The organism is Nonomuraea lactucae (assembly GCF_003313395.1).
Lineage (GTDB): Bacteria > Actinomycetota > Actinomycetes > Streptosporangiales > Streptosporangiaceae > Nonomuraea > Nonomuraea lactucae.
Genome location: NZ_QNFZ01000278.1, coordinates 1 through 23,768 on the forward strand (window position 1 = coordinate 1; position 23,768 = coordinate 23,768).

The window sequence follows — 23,768 nt, forward strand, 5'->3', positions numbered from 1 at the left end:
CGGCCGGATCCGCGCGGCCCCCGGAGCCCCACACACCCCCGCCGCGCGAGGCCGTGGCGGGCGTCACGCGCGCGCGCTCGCGCGGCCGGAGTGATCGACCGTCAACATATGGAGAATCAATTGTCCTCATTCGGTAAGACTCGTGCGGCGCACGGAGCCCCCCTGGAGGCGGCACATATAACGGGTTCCGTAGTGAACATGTCGCTGCTATGCCGGGCGAAATGTTCTATGGCCCGCACTACCGTCACGGGGAGTCCGAAATGGTAATAAAAATCAGGAAATCCATCTTGGCCGCGATGGCCGTGGGGAGTGGACTGGCGTTCGCGAGCACAGGGCTGGCGACCGAGGCGAACGCCCAGACCGCGCCCATGGCCGCGGCGCTCCGGCCCTACCCGCCCCGGCCCGAATGCCCGCGCGACTTCGGCAGGGACGACGTCAATGTCAATGTCTGCATCAACAACGACAACGTCAACGAGAACGACAACGACGCGGATGCCGACGCCGTCGCAGTCAACGTGCAGGAGCAGCAGGAGAGGGACTTCAACAACGCGCTAACCTCTTCCGACGCGGACCTCGCGCCGTTGGGTGACTTCAGCGAAATCGACTCCTTCCCGAACGCCGGCGAGATGGAAACGCTGGAGCAGTCGGGCCCGCACGGAATCTTCAACCTCGGCGATGACGACGAGGACGGCGAGGACGGCACCCATGACGGTGACGACGGTGACGACGGTGACGACGGTGACGACGGTCACGACGGGGACAAGGACGGCGACAAGGGCGAGGACAGCTCCTCGACGCAGGACAAGCACTTCACGATCGACATCGGGGACAAGGACTTCGACAAGGACTTCGACGACTTCGACCACGGGGACTGCTTCGAGGGGTTCTGCGAGAAGTTCGTCGAGCCGAAGGCTGAGCTGCCCAAGACGGGTGCCTCCGTCAAGTCGCTCGCGGCGGCCGGCACCGGCCTGCTGCTCGCCGGCGTCGCCGGCATGCTCGTCGCTGTGAGGCGCCGCCGCTCCACCGATGCCAAGTAAGACAGGCAAGAACCGACGGCGAGTCGTCGTCTTCGGACTGCTGGGCCCCGCCGCATGCCTCGCGCTGGCCGGGGGCTGGTCGGCGCGCCTCGGCCTGAGCGTGCGTGAGCACCTCCAGGCGACCAAGGAGGCGTTGCGGAACCTGCCTGTGAGCGATCCCGCTCGGCTGGGCGGGGCGCTCGCGGTCGCGCAACGGCATGCGGCCGAGGCGCGCCGGCTCACCAGCGGGCTGGACTGGTCGTTGCTCGCCGGCGCCCCGGTGACGGGGGACGGCGCGACGACCGTCCGCGGGCTGGCCGAGTCGGCCGCCGAGCTGACCGACGTGCTGGCCGGTGTCCACAGGGCCGGTGCGGGCCTGCTCCAGGCCGGTGGCTTCTCCATGGACGACATGGGAAGGCTGCTGGACGGCCTGGACTCCGCCGCGCCGGCCCTGGACGCCGCCACCGCCAGGATCGACCGGACGAGAGCGCGCCTGGCGGTCACCCCCGCGGAGACCGGTCTGGACGAGCTGGACGAGGCGCGGGGCACGGCCCTGCACGAGCTCGACCGGCTGCACGGCTGGCTCGGCGCCGCCTCCGACGCCGCCGCCCTGCTCCCTCCGATGCTGGGCCACGAAGGCCCGCGCCGCTACTTCCTGGCGTTCCAGACCAACGCCGAAGCCCGAGCCACCGGAGGGCTGGTCGGGGCGTTCGGCATCCTCAAGGCGGGCCGCGGCGGGCTGGGCGTCGAGCACCTCTCCGCCAACAACGGCCTCCGCACGAGCCGGGCGCCTGTCGTGGATCACGGTCCCGCCTACCGCGCCCGTTACGGGCGCCACTCCCTCTCGATGCTCTCCGTCTCCAACCTGTCCCCGCACTTCCCGTACGCGGCGGCCACCTGGACCGCGCTGTGGGAGCAGCAGACCGGCCGGCGCCTCGACGGCGCCATCGCCACCGACCCCGTGGGGCTGTCACACCTGCTGCGGCTGATCGGCCCGGTCACCCTCCCCAGCGGGGAGAAGGTGACCTCCGAGAACGTCGTGGACCTGACCGAACGGCAGGCGTACGCCCGCTACCAGGACCCGGAGGCGCGCAAGAGGTTCCTCATCCGGATCGCCGGCACGGTGAGCGAGGCGTTGACCCACGCCCGCCCGGAGCCCGAGAAGGTGCTGCCCGTCCTGTCGGAGATGGTGAGGAGCCGTCGGCTGCAGGTCTGGAGCCGGCGGGAGGCCGAGCAGCAGCGTCTCGCCGCCACCCCGCTGGGCGGCGTGCTGCCGCGGGAGCCCGGCCCGTACGCCGCCCTGGTGATCAACAACTCGGCCGGCAACAAGCTCGACTACTACCTGGACCGCCAGATGGAGTACCGGCTCGGCCCCTGCCGAGCCGACGGCTACCGCGTCTCGCGGGTGCGCGTCCGGCTGACGAACGACGTGCCGCGCAGGAAGCTGCCGGAGTACGTCACGAGCCGGCTCGATCAGCGGGACCACGACCGCTCCCCCGGCTCCAACCTGCTGTGGGTGTCGCTGTACACAGCGGTGGGGGCCAGGAACGGCGGCGTGTGGATCGACGGCAGGAGCACGCGGGTCATCGAGGCGGTGGAGGAGTCCCATCCGGTCCTGACCACCGTGCTGGAGTTCGCTCCCCGGCAGTCGCGGACGCTGGAGTTCCACCTGCTGGAGCCCGCCTCGGCCGCGAACGCGGTCGTGCCCGTGCAACCGCTCGCCCGCCGGCAGCAGACCCGGGTGGTCCTGGACCGCACGGGCTGCGTCCCGGAGAGCCCACCCCGCTGAGCCCCGCCGAGCCCCGCTGAGCCCCGCCGAACCGTGCGGCGCCTGCGGCGTCTGATCGGCTGGGATGGGTAAAGAGCGGCGTGCCGCGAGCGGCTCTCCGGATGGCGCCCCCTACCGTCGCGCTCATGGACGGTAGGGATATGGACGGTATGGGTGGCGTGCGACCGGGGGCCGAGACCGGGTTCCGCATCCTGTTCGTGTGCACGGGGAACCTCTGCCGCTCCCCCACGGCCGAGCGGCTGGCCCGTGCGGCGCTCGGCCCGGAGTTCCAGGTGTCCAGCGCCGGCACGCACGCGCAGCCCGGCATGGAGATGACCGAACGAGCCCGGCGCGTGCTGTGCCGCCTGGGCGGCGACCCCGCCGGGTTCGAGTCACGCCCGCTCACCGGCGAGCTGGTGGCCGCAGCCGACCTCGTGCTGACGGCCACGGTCGCGCACCGGACGGAAGCGGTGGCGATGCACGTGCCCGCGGCGGCCCGGACCTTCACGATCGTCGAGTTCGGGGCGCTGAGCGGCGAGCTGCCCGATGGGCCGCCGGCCGCCGAGGCCGACGCCGTGCGCAGGGCCCACGCGCTGGTCGAGCACGCGCGGGGGCTGCGCGGGCTGGTCCGGGTGGACCAGCCCGACATCGCAGACCCCATCGGCGGGTCCTGGTGGGCCTACCGGGTCGCGGGACGCAGGATCGCCGAGGCGCTCGCCGCCCCGCTCCGCGTCCTCACACAGCCGCAGGCTCCTTGACCGGCGCCTTGTCCTGCGAGTCCGAGTCGTACCCGTAGCCGTAGCCGTAGCCGTCGTACCGGCTGGCCCTGGACGGCACGAAGTTCAGCACCGTCCCCACGATCCGGGCGTTGATCGACGACAGCAGCTCGGTGCCGCGCTCGATGTGCTCCTGGCGGGTCTTGCCGTACCTGGCGACGAGCATCGTGCCGTCGCAGACCGCGGCGAGCGTGGCCGCGTCGGTGACCGGCAGCAGCGGCGGCGCGTCGATGATCACCATGTCGTACTCGTCGGTGAGCTGGCCGAGGAGCTGGCGCATGCCCTGCGAGGCGAGAAGCTCGCTCGGGTTCGGCGGGATCTGGCCGCTCGGCAGCACGCTCATCCGGGGCTCGCCCCACGCCTGGACCACCTCGTCCAGCCGGGCGCGGCCGATGAGCACGTCCGTCAGCCCGACGCCGCCCTCGATGCCGAGGTAGTCGGGGATGCGCGGCCGGCGCAGGTCGCCGTCGACGAGGATGACCCGCCATCCCGCCTGCACAAGGGTGATCGCGAGGTTGGCCGAGGTCGACGACTTGCCCTCGTTGGGCAGGCAACTGGTGATCACCAGCGACTTGGGCTGCCGGTCCACGCCGATGAACTGCAGGTTGGTACGCAGGGACCGGAACGCCTCCGCCCGGGAGGACCGACCCTTGCGGCGCACGATCAGCGGGTGGCGCCGCGCGTCCCGCTCGTAGCCGATGATCCCGAGGGTCGAGCTCTTCGACATCTCCTGCAGCGCGTGCGTGCTCTTGACGGTGGTGTCGAGGCGGTCGCGCAGCACGAGCGTGGCCAGCGCGACGAGCAGCGCGATCAGCACCCCGAACATGAGGTTGAACAGCGGCCGGGGGCTGACGGGCACCGTGGGCACCTCCGCCTCGTCCACCACGGTGATCTTGATGGTCGAGTGGCTCCGGGGGGTCGGCCGCTCGATCTGGTCGATCAGTTCGGTGAACCGCGCCCCCAGGGTGTTGGCCAGCTGCGCGGCGCGGACGGGGTCGGTGTCGGTGACGGCGGCGCGCAGCAGGACCGTGCCGGGGACGACCTCCGCCGTGATGCTCGACTGCACCCGCCGGATGTCCTCAGGCGCGGCGATCTGGCTGACCACCCGGCGGCTCGACAGCAGGGTGGCGTACGACTGCACGCGCTGCGCCGACAGCATGCCCGCCTGGTAGGCCGTGGACAGGCTGCCCTCGCGGTCGTGGCCCGAGACCAGCATGGAGGTCGCCGCCACGTACTTGGGCGGCGTGTTCACGGTCACCGTGACCGCTCCGGTCACTCCGATGACCAGCGACAGGAGGATGAGCAGCCAGTTCCTGCGCGCCAACCGTACGTAATAGAGCAGATCCACTGGATCAACGCCGCCTTTCACGGATTCTCGGAGGAGCCTTGAGGTGTTCGACCGGCACGTAGATGTGCACGCCTTGGAGGCGGGCGACGAGCAGGAGCGTGGCCACGCCCGCGAGCGCCGCCGCGACGAGCGGCGACGTCCACTGCAGGGCCGTCGCCAGGCACAGGCCGCCCGCTACGGCCGCGAGGCCGCCGAGCACAACGGCGACCGCGCGCGTGCGCAGCCCGATCCGGCGCAGCCGGTGCGAGACGTGGTCGGTGCCGCCCGTCATCGGCGAGCGACCGGCCCGGATTCGCGACACCAGCACGACGCCGGTGTCGACGCCCGCGACGAAGGTCGGCAGGAGCAGCCCGGCGAGCGCGGTGTCCAGGCCCTTCCCGGTCACCAGCAGGACGGCGGAGGACGTCAGCGTGAAGCCGATGAACAGCGACCCCGAGTCCCCCATGAAGATCCTCGCCGGTGCCCAGTTGTGCGGCAGGTAGCCGAGGCAGGCGCAGGCGAGCGCGGCCAGCAGCAGCGCGAGCGTGGCCTGGCCGCTCACGAACGCGGTCGCGGCGAGGAAACCGCCGGTGACCGTCGCGACGGTGCCCAGGGCGCCGTCCATGTTGTCGAGCAGGTTGAAGGAGTTCGTCATCACGACGACCCACACCACGGTGAACGGGCCGTCGGGCCAGCCCCCGGTCACCGGGATCTGCACGCCGGACAGCACCACGCAGGTGGCCGCCACCATCTCGGCGGCCAGCCGGGTGAGGGCGGGCAGCGGCCTGATGTCGTCGATCAGGCCCAGCAGGGCGATCGCCGTCGCGGCCAGGACGATGGCGACGACCCGGATGTCGAAGACACCTGGCAGCACCATCACCGGGACCACCGTGCCGAGCACGATGGCCAGGCCGCCGAGGTAGGGCGTCGGGCGCGCGTGGCCCTTCTTCTCACCGGGCCGGTCGGTCAGATCCCAGCGCACGGCCAGCCGCTTCAGCGGGACGACCGCGCAGCCGCTGACCGTGCCGCCGATGACCCCCGCGGCGAGCGTGATGGCCGCGTTCACCGGAGGGACGCCGCGAGGTCTTCGCGGACCTTTCTGACGACCTCGGTGAGGATCTCGTCCAGAGAGCGGCGTGGAGTCCAGCCGGTGAGCTCGCGCAGCTTCGTGGTGTCCGGCACTCTGCGCGTCATGTCCTCGAACCCATGCTGGTACGCCTCGTGGTACGGGATCATCTCGACCCCGGAGGCTGACCCGGTGTGCTCGATGACCAGCTTGGCCAGTTCGAGGATGCTGACCTCCTCGGCGGAGCCGATGTTGAAGGTCTGACCGACCGCGGCCTCGGTGCCGAGCAGCCGGACCAGGGCGTCGACGACGTCCGCGACGTGCGCGAAGCAGCGCGTCTGGGTGCCGTCGCCGAAGACCGTGAGCGGCTGCCCGGTGAGCGCCTGCTGGACGAGGCGCGGGATGACCATGCCGTAGGCGGCGCTCTGGCGCGGGCCCACGGTGTTGAACAGCCGCACGACGATCGTCGGCAGCCCGCGCTCGCGGTGGTAGGCGTTGGCCAGGATCTCGTCGACGGCCTTGGCGGTGCTGTAGGCCCACCTGACCACGGCGGGGCTGCCGAGGATGCGGTCGGCCTCCTCCCGCAGCGGCCCCGAGGAGTTCTTGCCGTAGATCTCGCTCGTGCTGGTCACCAGGATCTTCTTGCGGTACCGGTGCGCGGCCTCGATGACGATCTCGGAGCCTCGGATGTTGGTCGTCAGGCAGCGCAGCGGCTGCTCGACGATCAGCTTCACCCCGACCGCCGCGGCGAGATGGATCACGACGTCGCACTGGTGGACGAGCTCGTCCACCATCAGCTCGTCCAGTACCGACCCCTGCACGAAACGGAGGTCGGGGTGCGGCCGGAGGTTCTCCAGCCGCCCGGTCGACAGATTGTCCAGGATCATGACGGCGTCCCCGCGGGCGAGCAGCGCGTCGGCCAGGTGTGATCCGACGAATCCGCTGCCACCCGTTATCAGGTAGGTCATCTTGGCTGAGTTGCTCACAGGCTTCCCCTAATCACGAACGTCAAGAGCTTTGGAATGCCGGGGGGAAGCGACGGGTCAGGCGGGCGTGCCCGGGCCGGAGCCGGCCGCCTTCTCGTACCAGGCCACCGTCAGGCGGAGTCCCTCGTCGAGCGGCACCGGGGACACGGACGGGAACAGTTCGCGCAGCAGCCGGGGCGAGGCCTGGGACGTGCGGATGTCGCCGACCCGGGCGGGCAGGTGCGACGCCTGGATCGCCTGGCCCAGGACCCCGCCCATGATGTCCATCAGCTCCAGCAGCGAGACTCGGGTGCCGAACGCGAGGTTGACGGGCCTGTCGCTCACCACGCGGCGCGCGGCCGCCTCGGCGAGGACCGTCGTCACCGATCCCACGAAGGTGAAGTCCCGCGCCTGGTGGCCGTCCCCGTGGACGGGCACCGGCCGCCCGCGGAGCGCCGCCGACACGAACGCCGGAATCACGGCCGCGTACGCGTGGTCCGCCGCCTGCATCGGGCCGTACACGTTGAAGAAGCGGAACGGCAGGACGGGCAGGCCGAAGCTGTGCGCGTAGGCCAGGGCGTAGGCCTCGGTCGCCAGCTTGCTCGCGCCGTACGGGCTGAGTGGCCGGGCCGGGAGGTCCTCGTGCTTGTACGGCTCCGCGCAGTCCCCGTACACGGAGGACGACGAGGCGAGGATCAGGTGCGGGCGGGTGGCGCGGCATGCCTCCAGCACGTTCAGGGTGCCCGTGGCGTTGACGGCGTGCGAGGCCAGCGGGTCGGCCAGCGACCGGGGGACCGAGGGCCGCGCGGCCAGGTGCACGACGGTGGTGGCGTCGGCCGCGAGCTCGGCCACGAGATCGCGGTCGAGGATGCTGCCCATCACGAAGCGCACGCCGACGCCGTCCAGGTTGGCCAGGTCGCCGCTGCTGAGGTCGTCCAGCACGGTGATCTGCTCGACCTCGGGGCGGGTGGCGAGCGTGTGGCACAGGTTCGCGCCGATGAAGCCCGCACCGCCAGTAACGAGAACTCTCATTGGTCGATAGCCTCCGGAATCAGGTGCGGCCCACGTGAGGTGCCCAGCGACCGGTAGAGGTCCTGGGTGTCGGAGACGAGGCGGTCCACGCCGTACTCGCGCGTCGTCCAGCCCCGGGCGTACTCGCCCATCCGCAGCGCGAGGGCCCGGTCCGACAGGAGCCGGACCGTCAGCTCGGCCAGTTCGCCGGCGTCGGTGCGGGCCAGCAGGCCCGTGCGCCCGTCGCGGACGACCTCGGCGACGCTCCCGACGCGCGTGGCCACGACCGGCACCCCGGCCATGCCCGCCTCGATGAGGGTGAGCGGCGTGCCCTCGTTGTCGGAGGTCAGCACGACCACGTCGGCGGCGGCGTAGACGGTCTCCACGTCCTTGCGCCAGCCGAGCAGGTGGAAGGAGTCGCGCAGTGGCTCGGTCCCCCGCTGGAGGTCGGCCGCCAGCTCGCCGCCTCCGCAGACCGCGAACCGGCATCCGGGCACCTGGCCGAGCACGCGCCGGGCCATGTCGAGGAACCGGTCCGGCCGCTTGACCTGGGTCAGCCTGCCGACGTACGCCACCACAGGCGACTCCCGCGGGATGCCGAGCAGGTCGCGTGCCGCCCCGCGGTCGGGAAGCGGCCCGAGGCCGACGCCCGGAGGGATCACGACGTACTGCTCCGGCCGGCCGATTCCGGCCGCGAGCAGGTCGTCGCGCACCTGGGCGCCGACCGTGACCAGCCGGTCCGACATGCCGGCGAGCAGCCGCTCGGACCGCACGTAGATGCGGCGGCGGAGCGGGGTGAAGTAGCCGTGCAGCAGGTGGCCGTGGAAGACGTGGACGCGTGCCGCGCCGGTGCCGGCCAGCCGGGCGGCCACCCGGCCCAGCGCGCCGGCCTTGGCCGTGCGCGTGTGCACGATGTGCGGGCGGAACTCCCGCATGGCCCGGACCAGCCAGAACAGGGCGCGGGCGTCGTCGCCCGGCCTGACCGACCTGCCGAGGCCGGGCACGCGGTGGACGCCGGTCTCGACCTGCCGCAGCCGGAGGTGGTCCTCCTCGCCCGCGTCGACGTGGCCGGTGTAGAGGCGGTGGTCGAACCGGTCGCGGTCCAGCCGCTCGTACAGGCCCATCACCTGGGTGGCGGGCCCTCCGACGTTCAGGCGCGCGATGATCTCCATGACCCGGATTCGGTTGTCAGGTTGCACTCGCGGGCTCCTCCGTGATCGCCTGCTCACGTCGGAGAAGCTAACCCGTCACCTGATATTTCGCCGACGCCGTCACGGTGCCGACGAAATGTTTTTCCTATTCCCTACCTTCGCATGAGCCTGCGAAACGCCCGTACCATTCACCGCTGTTCCGCAGCAGCCCCGCCTCCCTCGACACGACATGTCCGGAAATAGGAGGCTTTAACGCGGGGGATGCCGAGCAGAAAAGTAATCTCCAGGCCATTGGTGCTCCCGGATGGGCGCTTCCGCGCCTTTACTCCGAGGCATGCGGTTGGGCGGCGACTAAGGTGATTTTCCATGGAGTACATCATTGTCGCCGCCGCCGCGGTGTCGCTCATGCTGCTCGTCCGGGCCTGTTTCGACACCGAGACGGCCTGGCGGGTGTTCCCGGTGCTCGCCATGGCTTTTCTCACCCGGCTGGTGATCCATGTCCTCTTCTTGCGGAGCGGTTCCCTGGGATATGGCGGCGACAATCTCGGCTACGAGCTCACCGCCATGGAGATCGTCGACTTCTGGAAGAGCGAGGGCTTCCAACTCGTCTCCACCGAGGAGGTGAACTCGCTCTATTCCGCCTCCGTCCCGTGCCATGTCTTCGCGCTGGTGATCTACGCGTGCGGCGGTTTCGCTCCGCTCGCCTGCACGTCGCTGGTCGCCCTGCTCGCCTGCGCGCTGTGCATCGTGATGTACAAGTTCGCCCGGCTGATCGGCGCCGAGGAGCGCCCGGCGTTCCGGCTGCTGGTCCTGGTGGCGTTCATTCCGGCGTTCCTCGTGCACACCTCCGACATGTTCAAGGACGGCTTCAACGCGTTCCTCGTGGTGGCCTGCCTCGGGCTCGCGGCGTCGAACGTGCAGCGCTTCGACATCCGCAAGGTTCTGCTGCTCGCCCCGTTGCTGTGGGCGTTGTGGCACGTACGGCCGTACATGGTCTTCATGTGCGCGATACCGCTGCTGCTCGGCATCGTGAACCCGAGACACGTGCTGTCCCTGCGGCTGGTGGCCATCTCCGTCGCCGCGCTGGTGTGCGCGGCGGTCTTCGTCGAGGACATCACCGCCAGCAGTCCCGCGTTGATGGTGACGGAAGAACTCGAACATGGGCAGGCCGAGAACGTCCGGCGCTCCAACGCCTCCGACGACTCGGGCATCGAGTTCGACGACGGCGGCAACGCGTGGAGCAACCTCGCCCCCAAACTGCTCTACACGCTGCTGTCCCCCTTCCCGTGGATGGGCGGCAGCATGGCGCTGCAGTTCGGCAAGCTGGAGGCGCTCCTGCTCTACTACCTCCTCTACTGCGCGGGCCGCGGCGTTCGCCGGCTCTGGCACTCCGACCGGCGGATGCTGCTCCTGCTGCTGCTGTTCATCGTGCCGGGCACGATCGCCTACGCCACGACCGTGGCGAACATCGGCCTGATCTTCCGCCAGCGAATCCCGATCGTGCTGATCATCAGCCTGCTGTCGGCGGTCTCGTGGAACCGGCTCCCGGAAGGACGGCCGCCGGCCGATTCCCCCGGCAAGACGTCAGTCCCCGTGTGACCCTTGCCCGTGTGATCCTTGCCCGCGCCTGACCAGCCGCCGTGACACCGAGCGGAGGTCGGCCAGGCGCGGGAGCATGTCGCGCAGGGGAATCCGCGCGGAGCGCGCGAACCAGGCGATCTCCAGGGCGGCCATGGGGATGTACGTCGCGCTCGACGCCAGCGCGGCGCCGACCGCCCCCCAGTGCGGGACCAGCAGCAGGTTGAGCAGGACGTTGGCGGCCAGCGCGGCGACGGCGATCGCGGTCATGCCGATCGGGCGCGCCAGCCGTACCAGGTGCTGCTCGACCAGCCGGATCAGGGTCAGGGCGACCGCGCCGGGAGCCAGCGCCCACAGCGGGAGGACGCTGCCCTCGAACGACTCGCCGTACACGAGGGGGATCAGCCAGGGGCTGGCCGCGGCGAGCGCGCCGATGACGGCCGCGGACATGACGAGGTTGAGCCGGAGCGTCCGGGCGGTTATCCGGTCGGCGTCGCGAGCGTCCTCGCCGGCCTGGCGGGGCAGGACGACCTGCGCGATCGCGTCGGACGGGATGCGCGTCAGCGCCAGCACGGTCACGGCGACCGTGTAGATGCCCACCGCCGCCGTCGAGGAGAGGGCGTTGAGCAGCAGGACGTCGAGCGTCAGCAGGAAGTGGAAGGCCACCCGTCCCGCGTGGTAGCGGCCGCCGATGCCGAGTTGCCGGCGCGCGAGCGGGCCGTCGCAGCGGAGAGGCAGCGGGCGTGAGGCCCGCAGGTGGAGGACGAGCGGCACGATGATGGAGATCGTCCAGCACACCACGACGCTGGTCACCGTCAGCTCGCTGACCGCCATGATCAGCAGCAGCGGCACGCACTGGATCAGCGCGGCGGCGAGTGTGCCGCGGTTGACGATGTCCACGCGCGAGCGCAGCAGCGCGATGCCGTTGAGGTTGATGGCCGCGACCCCGAACGGAACGGCGATCAGTGCCACGGCCATCAGCGACGACTGCGTGGGGATCACCCCGCACAGGGTGACCGCGAGGCCGGCCAGGGCGGCCAGCGCGCCGAGGACCAGGCCGAGGACCAGGCTGTTCGAGGTGAGGCCGGCGTGCCGGGCCCGGTCCGTCCAGAGCGCGATCTGCGACTTCTCGATGGACAGGTGCCCCAGGACCATGGTCATGCCGGCCGTCGTGGCGATGACCGCGTAGACACCCCTGCCCTCCGGCTGGAGGGTACGGGCGATGAGCATGCCGGTGAGCGTGGCGAGCAGCAGGCGCAGCGTGCGGCTGGCGACGGTCCCGGCCACGGCCCGGACGGACAGGGCGGCCCCGGGAGCGTCGGCCGGCCGGTCCGCCGTGCGTGTCGTGGTCCGCGCCGCGAGCTCGTCGGGGCTATCCTTCACGGCCGGCCCGCAGGAGCCGTTCGTAGAGCTTGACGTGTTCCTCGGCCATGACGCGCAGGTCGAGGTTCTTCGCGGCCCAGGCACGGGCCGCCGCGGCCAGCTCGCGGGCCAGCCCCGGGTCGTCGAGCAGCCGGGTGAGACCACCGGCCAGGCCCTCGGGATCGGCGGCCGGGACGATGATCCCGCGCCCGTCGAGCAGCTCGGAGTTGCCGCCGACCGAGGTGGCGACGACGGGCCGGCCCGCCGCCATGGCCTCGATGACGGCGTTGCTCAGCCCCTCGGTGAGCGAGGGCAGCACCACCACATCGGCGCGGGCCAGCAATCCCGAACCGTCCAGCCTGGCGCCGAGGAAGCGCGCGTCCACGCCGAGCGCGGCGGCCTGCTCCTCGAGCCGGGCGCGTTCCGGCCCGTCACCGGCGAGCACCAGCGTGCACGGCCGGCCGCGGCGCTGGAGCAGCGCCACGGCGTCGAGGAGGTGGCGGTGGCCCTTCTCCGCGCTCAGCCGGGCCACGCAGGCCACCACGGGGAGCTCGGTGGCGACGTGCTCGGGCGGCGCGGGGTCGAAGGCAACCGCCGGCAGACCGTTGTAGATCACCGACAGCTTCTTCTCGGGCAGGCCGAGCGCGGCGTGCGCGTCCCGGGCGAGGGCCTCCGCGTTGACCACCACGTGGTGGGCGATCCGCGCCGTGGCCCTGTCCAGGGCGAGGCTCCAGGGCCGCGACGCGCTGAGCCGGGTCTCGTTGCGCCGTCCCGCCACCACGACGGGGACCCGGAGCAGCCGCGCGGTGGGCACGCCCACGAGGTAGCCCTCGTGCAGGAACGCGTGGAGCACGTCGGGGGCGAGCCGGCGCAGCAGCACGGCCATCCGCGTGAAAGCGAGGAAGGTGCCCACCTTCGCGCCGCGGTCGAAGCCGAGCAGGTGCACCTCGATCCCCGCCTCGCGGATCTCGGCCTCGCAGGGACCGCCCCTGGACAGGACCAGCACGTGCACCTCGGTGCCGGCCCGATGGAGTTCCTGGGCGAGCAGGGCCAGCTGTTTCTGGGTGCCCCCCATTCCCAGGTGGCCGATCAACAGTGCGACCCGCAGCGGACGCGCCCGGCTTCCAGCCGTCATGGCAACTCCCTAGTCGAAAGCCGTGGCGCGCCTTCAGGCGCGCACGTCGTCGTAGAGCCTGTCGAACCACTCGCCTGTCCGGCTGATGTCCACCAGGTCCGCGCTGTTCAGCGCGCCGTCGCGGAGCCGGGCGTGGTCCTCCGGACGCATCGCGCGCAGGATGGCCTCGGCCAGCGCTCCGGGGTCGCCCGGCGGGGTCAGGTAGCCGTTGCGTCCGTCCTGCACCAGGTCCGGCACGCCGCCGACGCCGGTGGACACGACGGGCACGCCCGCGGCCAGCGCCTCCATGACGACCACGGGCAGTCCCTCGTACGAGGAGCTGAGCACCAGCAGGTCGGCGGCGGCGATCAGGCGGGCGGCGTTCGGCACGGCGCCGAGGAACCGGACGGCGTCCAGCCGGAGGCCGGCGACCCGCCGGGCGACCCGCTCGCGCAGCGGCCCCGTTCCGGCCAGCAGGAACACCGCTCGCGGATCGCGCGCGACGACCCGGGCCGAGGCCTCGATCAGCACCTCGTGGTCCTTCTGCGGACGGAGGTTCGCCACGTGCACGATCAGGAAGGCGCCGTCGGGGACGTCCCATTCGCGTCTCGTCCGCCCGGCGTCCATGGCCGCGCGGCGCTGCCCGGCCACGTCGACCCCGTGGATCCGGGTCGAGAGGTGGCGCGCCCCGCGGCTCACCACGGCACGTGTGACCTGCGGTGAGACGGCCACGGTCCGGGCGTCGAGCCATCCCGTGGCGCGGTCGAGCAGCATCGTCGGCAACCGGTAGCGGACGTTGTGCACCGTCGAGACGAGCACCGGGCGCGGCCGTGAGAAGCGCGAGGTCACCCGGAGCAGCGAAGCGGGCAGCGGCGAGTGCAGGTTGAGCACGTCGGGGCGCAGCGCGCGGACCACCGCCACCAGGCGGGGAAGGCGCAGTGCGCGCGGGCACGTGGTCAGATCCACGACCTGCACGCCCGACGACCTCAGCCGGTCGACGAGCTCGCCGGTGGAGGCGCGCAGGCACACCACCGTGTACCGCTTGCCGGCGGCGGGCGACGCGAGCAGCCGCTCGACGAGCAGCACCTCCGCCCCGCCGACGTCCAGTGTCTTGATGACTTCGCAGACATGCACGCTGGTCCTCACGGGCGCATCATCACCCCCGGACAGGCCCGGAGCGGGCGGCGGCGCTCCGGGGCCCGCAGAGATTACGCACTCCTGCCCCAGCCATTACCGGGTCTGCTCGGCGCAAGTCCTCCGTTCTCTGGGCGACACGGTTCAAGCCGGACGTCCAACAACAACGGCCTGATTGGCCCTACCTTCGGACTAACCGATCATTCCCATGGAAGGAGGCCGCGTGCCCGACTTCCTCATCGGCACCGGGCGCTGCGGTTCCACGCTGGCCTACGAGGTGCTCGCCCACCATCCACAGGTGAGCTTCGTGTCCCGGCTGGACAACCGCTGGCCGCGTGCGCCGCGGCCGCTGCGACGGCACGGCGGGACGATCTATCGCCGGCTGCCGTCCGCCCTGGCCGCCAGGAGCCGCCTGCGGCTCGGGCCGTCCGAGGCCTATCCCGCGCTGGCCCGCGAGGTCTCCGCCGTGATGACCGATCCATATCGTGACCTGCACGCCGAGGACGTCACTCCGTGGCTCGCCCAGCGGCTGCGGACCTTCTTCGACGGCCGGGCGGCGCCGGGGACGCGTCTCGTCCACAAGTTCACCGGCTGGCCGCGCGCCGCGTTCCTGCACGAGGTGTTCCCGGAGGCCCGTTTCGTGCACATGGTGCGCGACGGGCGCGCGGTGGCCAACTCCCTCGCGCAGATGCCGTGGTGGCGTGGCCATCGCGGGACGCCGGGCTGGCGCTTCGGTCCGCTGCCCGCCGGCTACGCGGAGGAGTGGGAGCGCGGCGACCAGTGCCTGGTGCTGCTCGCCGGCCTCGGGTGGAAGGCCATGATGGACGCCTACGAGGCCGCCCGCGCCGCGGTGCCGTCCGGCCAGTGGCTGGAGATCCGCTACGAGGACCTGCTCCGCGACCCGCGCAAGCACATGGAGCTGATCCTCGGCTTCTACGACCTGCCGTGGACGCGCGACTTCGAGCTGGCCCTCGACCGCATGCGGTTCTCGACCGCCCGCGCCGAGGCGTACCGGACCGATCTCACCCCCCGCCAGCTCGCTCTGCTCGACGCGTCCCTGGCCGCGCACCTGCACAGGTACGGCTATCACACCTGAAACCCTCGGGGGGGTCATGAGAGTCTTCTCGGTTCTCCGCAATACCGCGCGTCCGTCGTATCTGCCGGTCGTCGCGCACAAGGCGTACCTGCGCATCAGGTACGGGCACGACCGCGAACGGGCCGCCGCCACGGCATGGGCGTCCGCCCGGGCCGAGGACCTGCCCGCGTGGGGCAGGAAGATCGACGAGACGCTGTGGAGCGAGGCGGAGTCCTTCTCCCGGACGCTGACCCGCTCGGCGCAGGCCCGCGTCGAGCGGCTGGCCACCGCCGGGGTGGTTCTGGGCGGGCCGGCGAGCATCGAGCTTCTGCACTTCCTCACCCGGGCGCTGCGCCCGGAGACGGTGCTGGAGACGGGCGTCGCGGCGGGGTGGTCGAGCGCCGCCGTGCTGGCCGCGATGCGCGCGAACGGGCACGGGCATCTCTACTCGAGCGACTTCCCGTGCTTCCGCATCCCGGACGCGGAGCGCCACATCGGTCATGTCGTTCCCGACCACCTCAAGGACGCCTGGACGTTGCGCATCAGGGGTGACCGCCGCAACCTCGACGAGATGCTCCGTCCCGGCGTGGCGCTGGACCTCGTCCACTACGACTCCGACAAGACGCGCAGCGGGCGGGAGTTCTTCCTGGGCCGGACGGCTCCACACCTGACCGACCGCCACATCCTCGTCATGGACGACATCCAGGACAACCTGGCGTTCCAGGAGTACGCCGGCACGCAGTCGCGGTTCCGGGTCTTCGCGTACGGCGACAAGTTCGTCGGCATGGCGGGCCCCGGCCTCGGCGTGCTGGAAGGGGGCGGGGCGCCACGGGCCATCGCGCCCGCCTCAGGCCGCTGACGCGGCTCACACCGCACGGGCCCGCCCTCTCCTCGGGAGAGGGCGGGCCCGTCGGCGTCGCTCCCTCACCCGCCGGGGCGTGTCACCGGACCGCCGTCCCCGGCCAGCTCGTAGACTCCGTAGTCGCCGGACCGGAAACGCTGCTTCGCGTGGGCCCACAGGTTCGCCCGAGGCGCCAGCCGCCGGTGGTCGACCAGGAGCCACCGCACCCCGTAGCCCTCCCGCAGCAGCCTGACGCTCTCCATCGAGGGCGCCTGGAACACCGCGTCGTTGGCCTGGATGCGGTCGCGGTCCCAGAACGGCCGGTTCTCCACCACCTCGCCCGAGCTCCAGCTGTCCATGTTGGTCGCCGTGTAGGCCCAGCCCTCGACCAGCACGCGCCGCTCGGTCAGCGCGGCCGTCCAGAACACGCGGCTGTCACACGGGTTCTCGTAGCCCCAGCGGCAGTGCGTGTTCGTGGCGACCAGGTCGCCGGGGTCCGAGTTGGCGCGCAGCCACCGTCCCGCCGCGAAGGCGCCCTTGGGGATCATCTCCTCGGTCGGCGTGCCGTTCGGGTTCGGCGGGCCCGACATGGGGCTGCGGTACGTGCCCGGCAGGACGCGGGTGGCCCAGGCGGCGGGCGTGCCCGCGGCCGTCACCACGCACATCACCAGGGCCACCGTGCGCAGCCGGCCCTGCCGTGCGGCCCGCAGGGCCACCACGGCCCCCAGCGCCACCCCGAGCAGGGCCAGGTACGGCAGGTAGAGCTCAAGCTGGTCATGCCCCGGCTCCAGCGGGACCCGGACCGCGAAGGCCATCCGGATGGCGTAGACGGCGGCCATCCCGGTGACGGCGGCGACCGCGACCTCCCACAGCCTCAGCCGGGCCCTCCGGACGACGACGGCCAGCCCGTAGACGGCCACCATCGCCACGTAGGGGTAGGGCGCCTGCAGGAAGTATCCCTGCGACAGGTGCGGGTGGCCGAGCAGCAGCGCCACGCCGAGGCCCGCGACGCTCATCCCGAGCACGAGCACGATCGCGGGCCGGGCCAGCAGCCGGGGCCGGTGCAGCAGCCCCAGCACCCCGCACCAGGTGATCGCCGCGCACAGGACGCAGAGCAGCGTGACCCCGAGCGCGGCGGTCGCCGACACCTGCTCGGCGCTCCCGCCGGTCAGGTTCGCCAGGCTGACCTTCATGATCGACAGCGGTTCGGCCGTGATGCCCTGCCGCACGCCGCCGAAGAAGACGTACTGGGCGAACAGTAGGCACGCGCCCGACATGCCGAGCGCGACGAGCGCCTGCTTGGGTATCCAGAACCACTTGACCGCCTCGACCACCACGACGACCGCGAGCCCCGCCGTGAGCAGCGGGAGGTAGGTGGCCTTGGCCCCCATCACGGCCACCATCATGATCCCGAGGAGCACCCACGAGTACCTCGACCGCTGCCGGTTCTCGAACAGGTCGATGAGCAGGAGCACGATCGGGGCGAACAGCAGGGCGCCGAAGGTCTGGGTGGGGCTCGACCACGACTGCACGGTCTTCCAGGTGAAGACCCCCGGCGTCGTGCCCAGGTAGAGAGTGGGCGCCGTGACGAGGACCGTGGCGGCGATGGCGCCCAGCGCCCCGGCGCGGGAGCCGGTGACGCGGCGGCCGATCAGCGCCAGCAGCACGACGAGGGCGGCCAGCATGGGCAGCACGGCGAGGCGGAAGAGCAGCACCAGCGGCTCCACCTCGGTGACCCAGCTGGTGGCGGCCATGTGCGCGTACACGAACCAGTGGTAGACGAGGGGCTCGCCGGCGACCGTCGGCACCATGGGCGGCATGTGGTGCTTCAGCTCACCGACCAGGGCGAGGTGGAACGGCATGTCGACGAAGGACGCGCCGATCGCCGGCCAGGTCAGGGCCTGCGTCCGGAAGAAGTTGACCGCGGTCCAGACGATCAGGTAGATCACCGTGAGCGCCAGGCACCACGACCACCACAACGGCGCCCGGCGCGCGGCGGGGCCGCCCTTCCAGCGCGCACGTAGCCGCGGCACGGCGATGAAGAGCGCGTAGGTGCCGAGCGGCCAGGCGAGCACCAGCAGCGGAGCCCCCAGCGCGCGGGCCGGGATGTAGGTCAGCACCTCCATCGCGTAGCCCAGCGTCGCGCCCAGCGCGACGGCCTCCGTGAGCGTGAGCGGGTTGCGGTACATCACCCGGACCCAGAGCAGGCCGGGCAGCGTGATGCCGAACGCGATGTAGGCGCCGAACTTCGCCATGTCCCGGACCGACACGCCGTAGCGGCTCAGCACGATCGCCGCGCAGCCGAGCACGGCCACGGCCGGGAGCCACCTCAGCAGCCGGCCCGCGAGCCCCTCACGGGGCGGCGGGCCTTCGGCGTCCGGCACGGAGCCGGGCGGAGGAGGCAGATACGTCGAGCGCTGAAAGGGTGGAGCTTCGGCCATACGCGCAAGCCTGGCGACACCACTCCGCCCCACGGGTGCGAACGACCGGATCGTGGGATGTTCTTACCGGCGCTTTGCGGGCTTTTCAGATCCCGCGGAGGCGCGGGCCCCGGCGGGGCCCGCGCGACGTCAGGTGCTGGGGCTGAACAGCGGGGTGACCCAGTAGTTCGTGGCCTGGTAGGTGCTGTTCGGGAACGAGCTGGTCGAACCGTACCGGTAGACGCCGTTCCCTCCGACGCTCGCGGTCTCCGGGGCGACGAGCGAGCCCCGGCCGTACTCCGTGGTGAAAAAGGGCCTGGTTATCGAGTAGTTGCCGTTCGTGGAGTGGTAGGCGGCCACGTACGTGGTGTTGGCGTCGATGGGCACGGGTGTCGAGAAGTTCACCTGCTGCCAGCCGCTCGGGGACTCGTTGATGAAGGGGGCGCTGGCGAGCAGCTGCCCGCCGCTCGTCCACAGGCTGCCGGTGTGGGTTCCGATGTTCAGCGGCGACTTGTAGAAGCGGATGCCCGTCACCAGGCCGCCGGTGGTGGCGTTGAACTTCACCCCGACCGTGGTGGCCTTGGTGTCGCCCGACGACTCGATCGCCGGCTGCGCGGTGTCGTCCCACAGGGCGCCCGACGGCGCGTAGACCACGTCGACCCAGTAGTTCGTCGACTTGTAGGTGCTGGTCGGGAAGGTCGGCGTCGCGCCGTAGGTGTAGACGCCGTTGCCGCCCGGGGTGCTGTTGCCCACGCCGGTGAGCAGGCCGGACGAGAAGTCCGCGGTGAAGTAGTTCCGCGTCACCGCGTAGCCGGTGGTGGTGTGGTAGGACGCGACGTAGGTGGTGTTGGAGCTCACCGGCACCGGGGTCGAGAAGCTCACCTGCTGCCAGCCGCTGCCCGTCTCGTCGGTGAACTCCGCCCTGGCCAGGAGCTGGCCAGCGGACGTCCAGAGGCTGCCGATGTGCGTTCCCGTGTTGGCCGCGCCCTTGTAGAACCTGACCCCGCTGATCAGTCCCGGGCTGGTGGCCTGGAACTTCACGCCGACCTCCACGCCCGCGGGATCCTGGTTGGTGGCCACGGCGGGGGTGGCGGTCAGGGGCCAGGTCGTGCAGGGGCACGGCGTGCCGACCGTGACGTCGCGCGTGGCGGGGGTCGTCTGGAGGTTGCCGGAGTCGTCGACCGCCCGCACCCTGATCGTCACGGGTCCGGCCGCGCTGGTCGTCCAGCTGAACTGCCAGCTCGTCAGGCCCGACGCCTGGAACCAGCGGACGCCGCCGTCCAGCGAGACCTCGACGCCCGCCACCCGGCCGCCCCCGGTGTCGGCCGCCGTCCCCCGGATGGAGACGGTCGTGCCGCCCGGCACGACGGTGCCGGCGGTCGGGATGTTGAAAGCGGTCGTCGGCGGCGTGGTGTCCGTCGACGGGAACGCCGGCACCAGCCCCGGTTGCAGGCTGGCGGGCTGGAGCCGCATGTCGGCGAAGAGGTTGACGGTCGCCTGCCGCATGCGGATGTCGGCCGGTGTGCCGGGCCGGTCGTGCACGGCGTCGAGGCCCCACGACCACTGCGTGGTGCCCGCGCCGAACACCAGCGCGCCACTGGAGTGCTTGTAGAGGACCAGGTTGTGCGTCGGCACGCCCGCGCCGTAGGTGTTGCCGAAGTCGAGCAGGACCTTGTTCAGCCTGCCTATGGTCGTCCGGGAGTTCAGCACCGAGCCGCCCGGGGTGAACGCCGTGTCCGGCGCCGCGTCCCACTCGTACCCCAGCGTGCCCGCCGGGAAGACGGCCGTCTGCCCCGGCAGGAGAGTCGCCACGGACGTGTTCCGCCACAGCCTCAGCCTGCTGTAGTCGAACGGGACGGTCATCGAGTCGTTGACGACGCCGTTCGTCACGAAGAGGGTGCCGGTGAGCTGGTTCTCCGGGAAGCCGCCGTTGGGCGGCGTGGCGAAGCGCGGGTCACGCCAGGTGCCCGTCCACTCGGGGCTCGGGTCGATCTTGCGGTTGGCCAGCGTCTCCTTGTAGCAGGTGACGGTGCGGAACGGGGTGTCGCCGGCCGAGATGCTGTTCTCCCACCTGGTCTTCCAGAAGACCTCGTTGCCGGAGAAGAAGGCCAGGCTGACGCCGTTGTCGCGCGCGTTGGCGAGGTTCTCGCGCATGGACAGGGACCAGTACTCGTCGTGCCCGACCGACAGGAACGCGCGGTGTTCGAGCAGCTCGGCCGGGGATCGGGCGGTGTCGACGTTGGTGGTGTAGCTGACGTCGTAGGCGTTGGCCTCCAGCCACCTGATCATGGGGTATTCGGAGTTGTAGAAGTACGACTCGATGGCTCCGCTCAGCGTGCTGCCGCGGTCGACGAACGGGCGGTTGTAGCTCACCTTGAAGGCCCGCCCCGCCGGGCTGCCGGAGTAGAGGCTGTTGCCGCCGTAGTTGTTGTAGGCCTGCCACGTCGCGTCGGAGGTCTGCATGAGGACGTCCGCGCCTCTGATGTCGTCGCGCACCACGAAGATCATCTGGCTCCGGCCGGCGGTGGCGTCCTCCCGGATCAGGTTGGCGATGTAGACGCCGGAGACGGCGGTGGCCGGCACCGCCCAGGAGGCCGAGACGTCCCAGTTGCCGCAGTCGACCAGGCCGGTCTCCGTCTGGCGCAGGCAGGCCGGCTGCGTCTGGGGGAGGATGGCGGACGGCTCCACCGACGTGATGAACCGCGCCCCCAGGCCGCTGTAGTAGCCGATGCGGTAGATGTCGAGCCGGTAGTCCGTGGAGTCGGTGGTCACCTTGAACTCGATGGTGTCGCCCTTGTTGACGCTCATGTCCGTGGCGTAGCCCTGGATGTTGGTGCTCCCGGCTCCCGGTATGTCCCACTCGCTCGGCGGGCTGCCGGGCAGCTCGTTCTCCAGGCAGATCACCGAGGCGGGCGGGCAGTTCTGGCGGGCGCGCGCGGCGCCGGCGGCCTCGCCACCCGGCAGCCAGGCCGTGACGCCGAGCATCACGGTGAGCGCCACCATGGTGACGAGAAAGGACCGCAACCCCGAAACAGGCCTTTTCACACCGACGGGCATGACTTCTCCCCCGCACCATAATCCGCAGCGAACATCCCAGCCGGACACGTGGCGGGGCATGAGCAAATACATATAACGAGAGGCGTCTCTCACCAGGTATGGCGCATGACCGGGCGATTTCCCGGCATCCTTCGCGGAGAACCACTTTTCACCGCCAATGCCGTCCGCTTTCCTCGGCTCTCACAAGGAAAGGGCAAGAAAACCCCGCAGGCACAGGTCCCATCCGGTTTCGGCCGTTCGGCTCGCCAAAGCTTGCGGCCATGGAGAACATGTCGCCGGCCGTCCGGACCATCCCGCGAGAGAGCGGCGTCACCGCCGCCCCGCGCCGGGCGCGATGGGCGCCCCACCTGACGGGATGGCTTCCGGCCGCCCTCGTGGCCGCGCTGACCCTGGCGGCCCTGGGCCGGTACGGCGTGTCCGGCAGGGACATCGCCCTGTTCGCCGGCTACGTCGCGCTGGGACTCGTCCTTCCCGGCGTGCTGGTCATCCGGGCCGTGTACGACCGCCCGCGCACGCGCGCCGAGGAGATCGCGCTCGGCCTGGCGCTCGGCTACGCCGTGGAGATCCCGGTGTACGTGGCCGCCCGGGCGGTGGGGGCCCCGCTGCTGGTCGCGCTCTGGCCGCTGGCCACCTACGCGGCCTTCCTCCTGGCGCCGTCCCTGCGCCGGCACTGGAAGGGCGGCAGGCGGGCACCCGCCCCCCGGTGGTGGTCGTGGTTCCTCGCCCTGGTCGTCGCCTTCCTGGTCGCGTGGAGCGCCGTCAAGTTCTTCGGCACCCACGCCCTGACCTGGCCCGCGCTCGGCGCCGCGGCCCCGGACATGGCCTTCCACCTGGCTCTCGCCGGCGAGCTGAAGCACCACGTGCCGCCCATGGTGCCGATGGTGGCGGGCGAGCCGCTCGCCTACCACTGGTTCGTCTACGCCCACCTGGCCGCGGCGAACTGGCTGACGGGGGTCGAGCCGCTCGTCCTGCTGTTCCGGCTGGCCGTGCTGCCCATGCTGGCGGCGCTGGTCGTCCTGGCGGGCATGACGGGACGCCGGGTGACGGGCTCCTGGACCGGAGCGGCCATCACCGTGGTGGGCGCGGTCCTCGTCGGCGCGCCGAGCCTCTACCTGGGCGCGAACGGGCTGTTCACGTGGGGCGGCATCCCCGACAGCGCGTGGATCAGTCCGACCCAGACGCTCGGCGCGCTGCTGTTCGCGCCGGTCATGCTGGTCCTCGCCGACCTGCTGGAGAACCGGCTAGGGGGCGTGCGGGCCTGGGGGCTGGCCGCGGTCCTCCTGGCCGCGCTGACCGGCGCCAAGGCGACCTACCTGCCCCTGCTCCTGGCCGGGCTGGCGCTCGTGGCCGTGGTCCGGCCGGCCGGGCGGCCCAGGCCGTGGCGGCCCGTGCTCATCGGGCTGGGAATGACCGTGGCCTGCATCCTCTTCGCCCAGTTCGTCCTGTTCGGCAGGGCGCGGCAAGGGCTCGTCGTGGACCCGTTCTCCTTCGCGCGGACCGCCTGGAGCGAGCTGACCGCGTCCGCCGCGCCGCCGCCCGGAGGCGTGCCGGGCATCGCCTGGGTGTACGCCCTCGGCTGGGCCATCGCCTGGCTGGGCGTCTCCGGGCTGCTGATCCGGTCGCGGAAGCTCACCCGCCCGGCGATCACCCTGATGCTCGGCGTGGGCGCCGCCGGGCTCGGCGCCGCGGTCCTGTTCGGCCACCCGGGCCGCAGCCAGCTGTTCTTCCTGTGGGGCGGCTACCCGTATCTCGCGGCCGTCACGGCCTGCGGGCTGCTCCTCCTCGTCCGCTGGGCCGGCGTCCCGCCCCGGGCCACCGCCTGCTCGATCGGCGCGGGCCTGGCAGCCGCGTACCTCGTCCCCGTCCTGTGCGGCGTCACGATCCCGCTCGTCCCGGGCCAGGACGAGGGCGTCCTGTACCGGCCCTACCTCGCGCTGATCGGTGTCGCCGTCCTGGCGGGCGCGCTGCTGGCGCGGTGGCGGGGGGTCCGCGCGGCCGTGGCTCTCGTCGTGGTCGCCCTCGCCGCCGTCGGCCTGCCCGCGTACGGGCATGCCAGGGTGCTGTCGGCCATCGACGGGCTCGCCGCGACCGCGGCACGCCCGGGGCG

At 71.6% G+C, this 23,768-nt stretch carries 17 protein-coding genes; 7 read left to right on the top strand and 10 right to left on the bottom strand.

Annotated features, from left to right (window positions below):
• Nucleotides 1-221 precede the first annotated feature (221 nt).
• The 3 genes from DQW85_RS45925 to DQW85_RS18640 all read left to right on the top strand — a co-directional run bounded on the left by DQW85_RS45925 (nt 222) and on the right by DQW85_RS18640 (nt 3,542).
• Nucleotides 222-1,037 carry an LPXTG cell wall anchor domain-containing protein gene (locus DQW85_RS45925; RefSeq protein WP_205315221.1) on the top strand — a complete coding sequence of 272 codons (816 nt, stop codon included), beginning with the start codon at nt 222-224 and terminating at the stop codon, nt 1,035-1,037.
• On the top strand, nt 1,027-2,805 hold the full coding sequence (locus DQW85_RS18635; protein WP_162795100.1) for a DUF4012 domain-containing protein: 1,779 nt from the start codon (nt 1,027-1,029) through the stop codon (nt 2,803-2,805). Before DQW85_RS45925 ends, DQW85_RS18635 begins: the two co-directional genes overlap by 11 nt.
• Nucleotides 2,806-2,930: 125 nt before the next feature.
• The gene (locus tag DQW85_RS18640) at nt 2,931-3,542 is read left to right on the top strand and encodes an arsenate reductase/protein-tyrosine-phosphatase family protein (RefSeq protein ID WP_162795101.1); all 612 of its coding nucleotides are present in this window, start codon (nt 2,931-2,933) and stop codon (nt 3,540-3,542) included.
• Here the strand turns inward: DQW85_RS18640 and DQW85_RS18645 are convergent.
• From DQW85_RS18645 to DQW85_RS18665, 5 genes are read right to left on the bottom strand one after another with little or no spacing between them, the layout of a single operon-like run.
• Nucleotides 3,520-4,908: a tyrosine-protein kinase domain-containing protein gene (locus tag DQW85_RS18645; protein ID WP_162795102.1), complete on the bottom strand. Its 1,389-nt coding sequence runs from the start codon at nt 4,906-4,908 to the stop codon at nt 3,520-3,522. The two genes, DQW85_RS18640 and DQW85_RS18645, sit on opposite strands and share 23 nt — an antisense overlap.
• Before the next feature lie 4 nt (nt 4,909-4,912).
• The gene (locus tag DQW85_RS18650) at nt 4,913-5,953 is read right to left on the bottom strand and encodes a glycosyltransferase family 4 protein (protein WP_113701580.1); all 1,041 of its coding nucleotides are present in this window, start codon (nt 5,951-5,953) and stop codon (nt 4,913-4,915) included.
• Nucleotides 5,950-6,939 carry an NAD-dependent epimerase/dehydratase family protein gene (locus DQW85_RS18655; protein WP_338043395.1) on the bottom strand — a complete coding sequence of 330 codons (990 nt, stop codon included), beginning with the start codon at nt 6,937-6,939 and terminating at the stop codon, nt 5,950-5,952. The genes DQW85_RS18650 and DQW85_RS18655 overlap by 4 nt, the downstream gene beginning before the upstream one ends.
• Nucleotides 6,940-6,996: 57 nt before the next feature.
• A complete protein-coding gene (locus DQW85_RS18660) occupies nt 6,997-7,950 on the bottom strand; it encodes an NAD-dependent epimerase/dehydratase family protein (protein ID WP_113701581.1) in 954 nt (317 codons plus the stop codon).
• Nucleotides 7,947-9,101, bottom strand: coding sequence for a glycosyltransferase (locus DQW85_RS18665; RefSeq protein WP_240197265.1), 1,155 nt, complete (start codon nt 9,099-9,101; stop codon nt 7,947-7,949). Before DQW85_RS18665 ends, DQW85_RS18660 begins: the two co-directional genes overlap by 4 nt.
• A 345-nt stretch (nt 9,102-9,446) precedes the next feature.
• Between DQW85_RS18665 and DQW85_RS18670 the strand changes: the two genes are divergently transcribed.
• A complete protein-coding gene (locus DQW85_RS18670) occupies nt 9,447-10,679 on the top strand; it encodes a hypothetical protein (RefSeq protein ID WP_113701583.1) in 1,233 nt (410 codons plus the stop codon).
• Here the strand turns inward: DQW85_RS18670 and DQW85_RS18675 are convergent.
• From DQW85_RS18675 to DQW85_RS18685, 3 genes are read right to left on the bottom strand one after another with little or no spacing between them, the layout of a single operon-like run.
• Complete coding sequence (locus DQW85_RS18675) at nt 10,665-12,041, bottom strand: lipopolysaccharide biosynthesis protein (protein WP_113701584.1); 1,377 nt, start codon at nt 12,039-12,041, stop codon at nt 10,665-10,667. The genes DQW85_RS18670 and DQW85_RS18675 overlap by 15 nt on opposite strands.
• Nucleotides 12,031-13,155: a glycosyltransferase gene (locus DQW85_RS18680; protein ID WP_113701585.1), complete on the bottom strand. Its 1,125-nt coding sequence runs from the start codon at nt 13,153-13,155 to the stop codon at nt 12,031-12,033. The genes DQW85_RS18675 and DQW85_RS18680 overlap by 11 nt, the downstream gene beginning before the upstream one ends.
• Nucleotides 13,156-13,188: 33 nt before the next feature.
• A complete protein-coding gene (locus tag DQW85_RS18685; protein ID WP_113701586.1) occupies nt 13,189-14,280 on the bottom strand; it encodes a glycosyltransferase in 1,092 nt (363 codons plus the stop codon).
• A 211-nt stretch (nt 14,281-14,491) separates the two neighbouring features.
• Here DQW85_RS18685 and DQW85_RS18690 point away from each other — a divergent pair, with 211 nt between their 5' ends.
• A complete protein-coding gene (locus tag DQW85_RS18690; protein ID WP_162795103.1) occupies nt 14,492-15,364 on the top strand; it encodes a sulfotransferase family protein in 873 nt (290 codons plus the stop codon).
• A 16-nt stretch (nt 15,365-15,380) separates the two neighbouring features.
• Complete coding sequence (locus DQW85_RS18695) at nt 15,381-16,202, top strand: class I SAM-dependent methyltransferase (RefSeq protein WP_113701588.1); 822 nt, start codon at nt 15,381-15,383, stop codon at nt 16,200-16,202.
• Between the two features lie 65 nt (nt 16,203-16,267).
• On the opposite strand, the gene DQW85_RS18700 is transcribed toward DQW85_RS18695, so the two are convergent.
• Complete coding sequence (locus tag DQW85_RS18700; RefSeq protein ID WP_113701589.1) at nt 16,268-18,568, bottom strand: hypothetical protein; 2,301 nt, start codon at nt 18,566-18,568, stop codon at nt 16,268-16,270.
• A gap of 186 nt (nt 18,569-18,754) precedes the next feature.
• A complete protein-coding gene (locus DQW85_RS18705; protein WP_240197266.1) occupies nt 18,755-21,649 on the bottom strand; it encodes a N,N-dimethylformamidase beta subunit family domain-containing protein in 2,895 nt (964 codons plus the stop codon).
• 272 nt (nt 21,650-21,921) lie between these two features.
• On the opposite strand from DQW85_RS18705, the gene DQW85_RS18710 reads away from it, so the two are divergent.
• Nucleotides 21,922-23,768 (top strand): DUF4175 domain-containing protein (locus tag DQW85_RS18710; RefSeq protein ID WP_162795104.1); only part of this gene is annotated, 1,847 nt, incomplete at its 3' end.

Coding starts and splice junctions, on each gene's coding strand:
- DQW85_RS18680 (WP_113701585.1), bottom strand. CDS start 13,155: ATGACGGCTGGAAGCCGGGCGCGTCCGCTGCGGGTCGCACTGTTGATC.
- DQW85_RS18640 (WP_162795101.1), top strand. CDS start 2,931: ATGGACGGTAGGGATATGGACGGTATGGGTGGCGTGCGACCGGGGGCC.
- DQW85_RS18635 (WP_162795100.1), top strand. CDS start 1,027: ATGCCAAGTAAGACAGGCAAGAACCGACGGCGAGTCGTCGTCTTCGGA.
- DQW85_RS45925 (WP_205315221.1), top strand. CDS start 222: ATGTTCTATGGCCCGCACTACCGTCACGGGGAGTCCGAAATGGTAATA.
- DQW85_RS18695 (WP_113701588.1), top strand. CDS start 15,381: ATGAGAGTCTTCTCGGTTCTCCGCAATACCGCGCGTCCGTCGTATCTG.
- DQW85_RS18665 (WP_240197265.1), bottom strand. CDS start 9,101: ATGGAGATCATCGCGCGCCTGAACGTCGGAGGGCCCGCCACCCAGGTG.
- DQW85_RS18670 (WP_113701583.1), top strand. CDS start 9,447: ATGGAGTACATCATTGTCGCCGCCGCCGCGGTGTCGCTCATGCTGCTC.
- DQW85_RS18660 (WP_113701581.1), bottom strand. CDS start 7,950: ATGAGAGTTCTCGTTACTGGCGGTGCGGGCTTCATCGGCGCGAACCTG.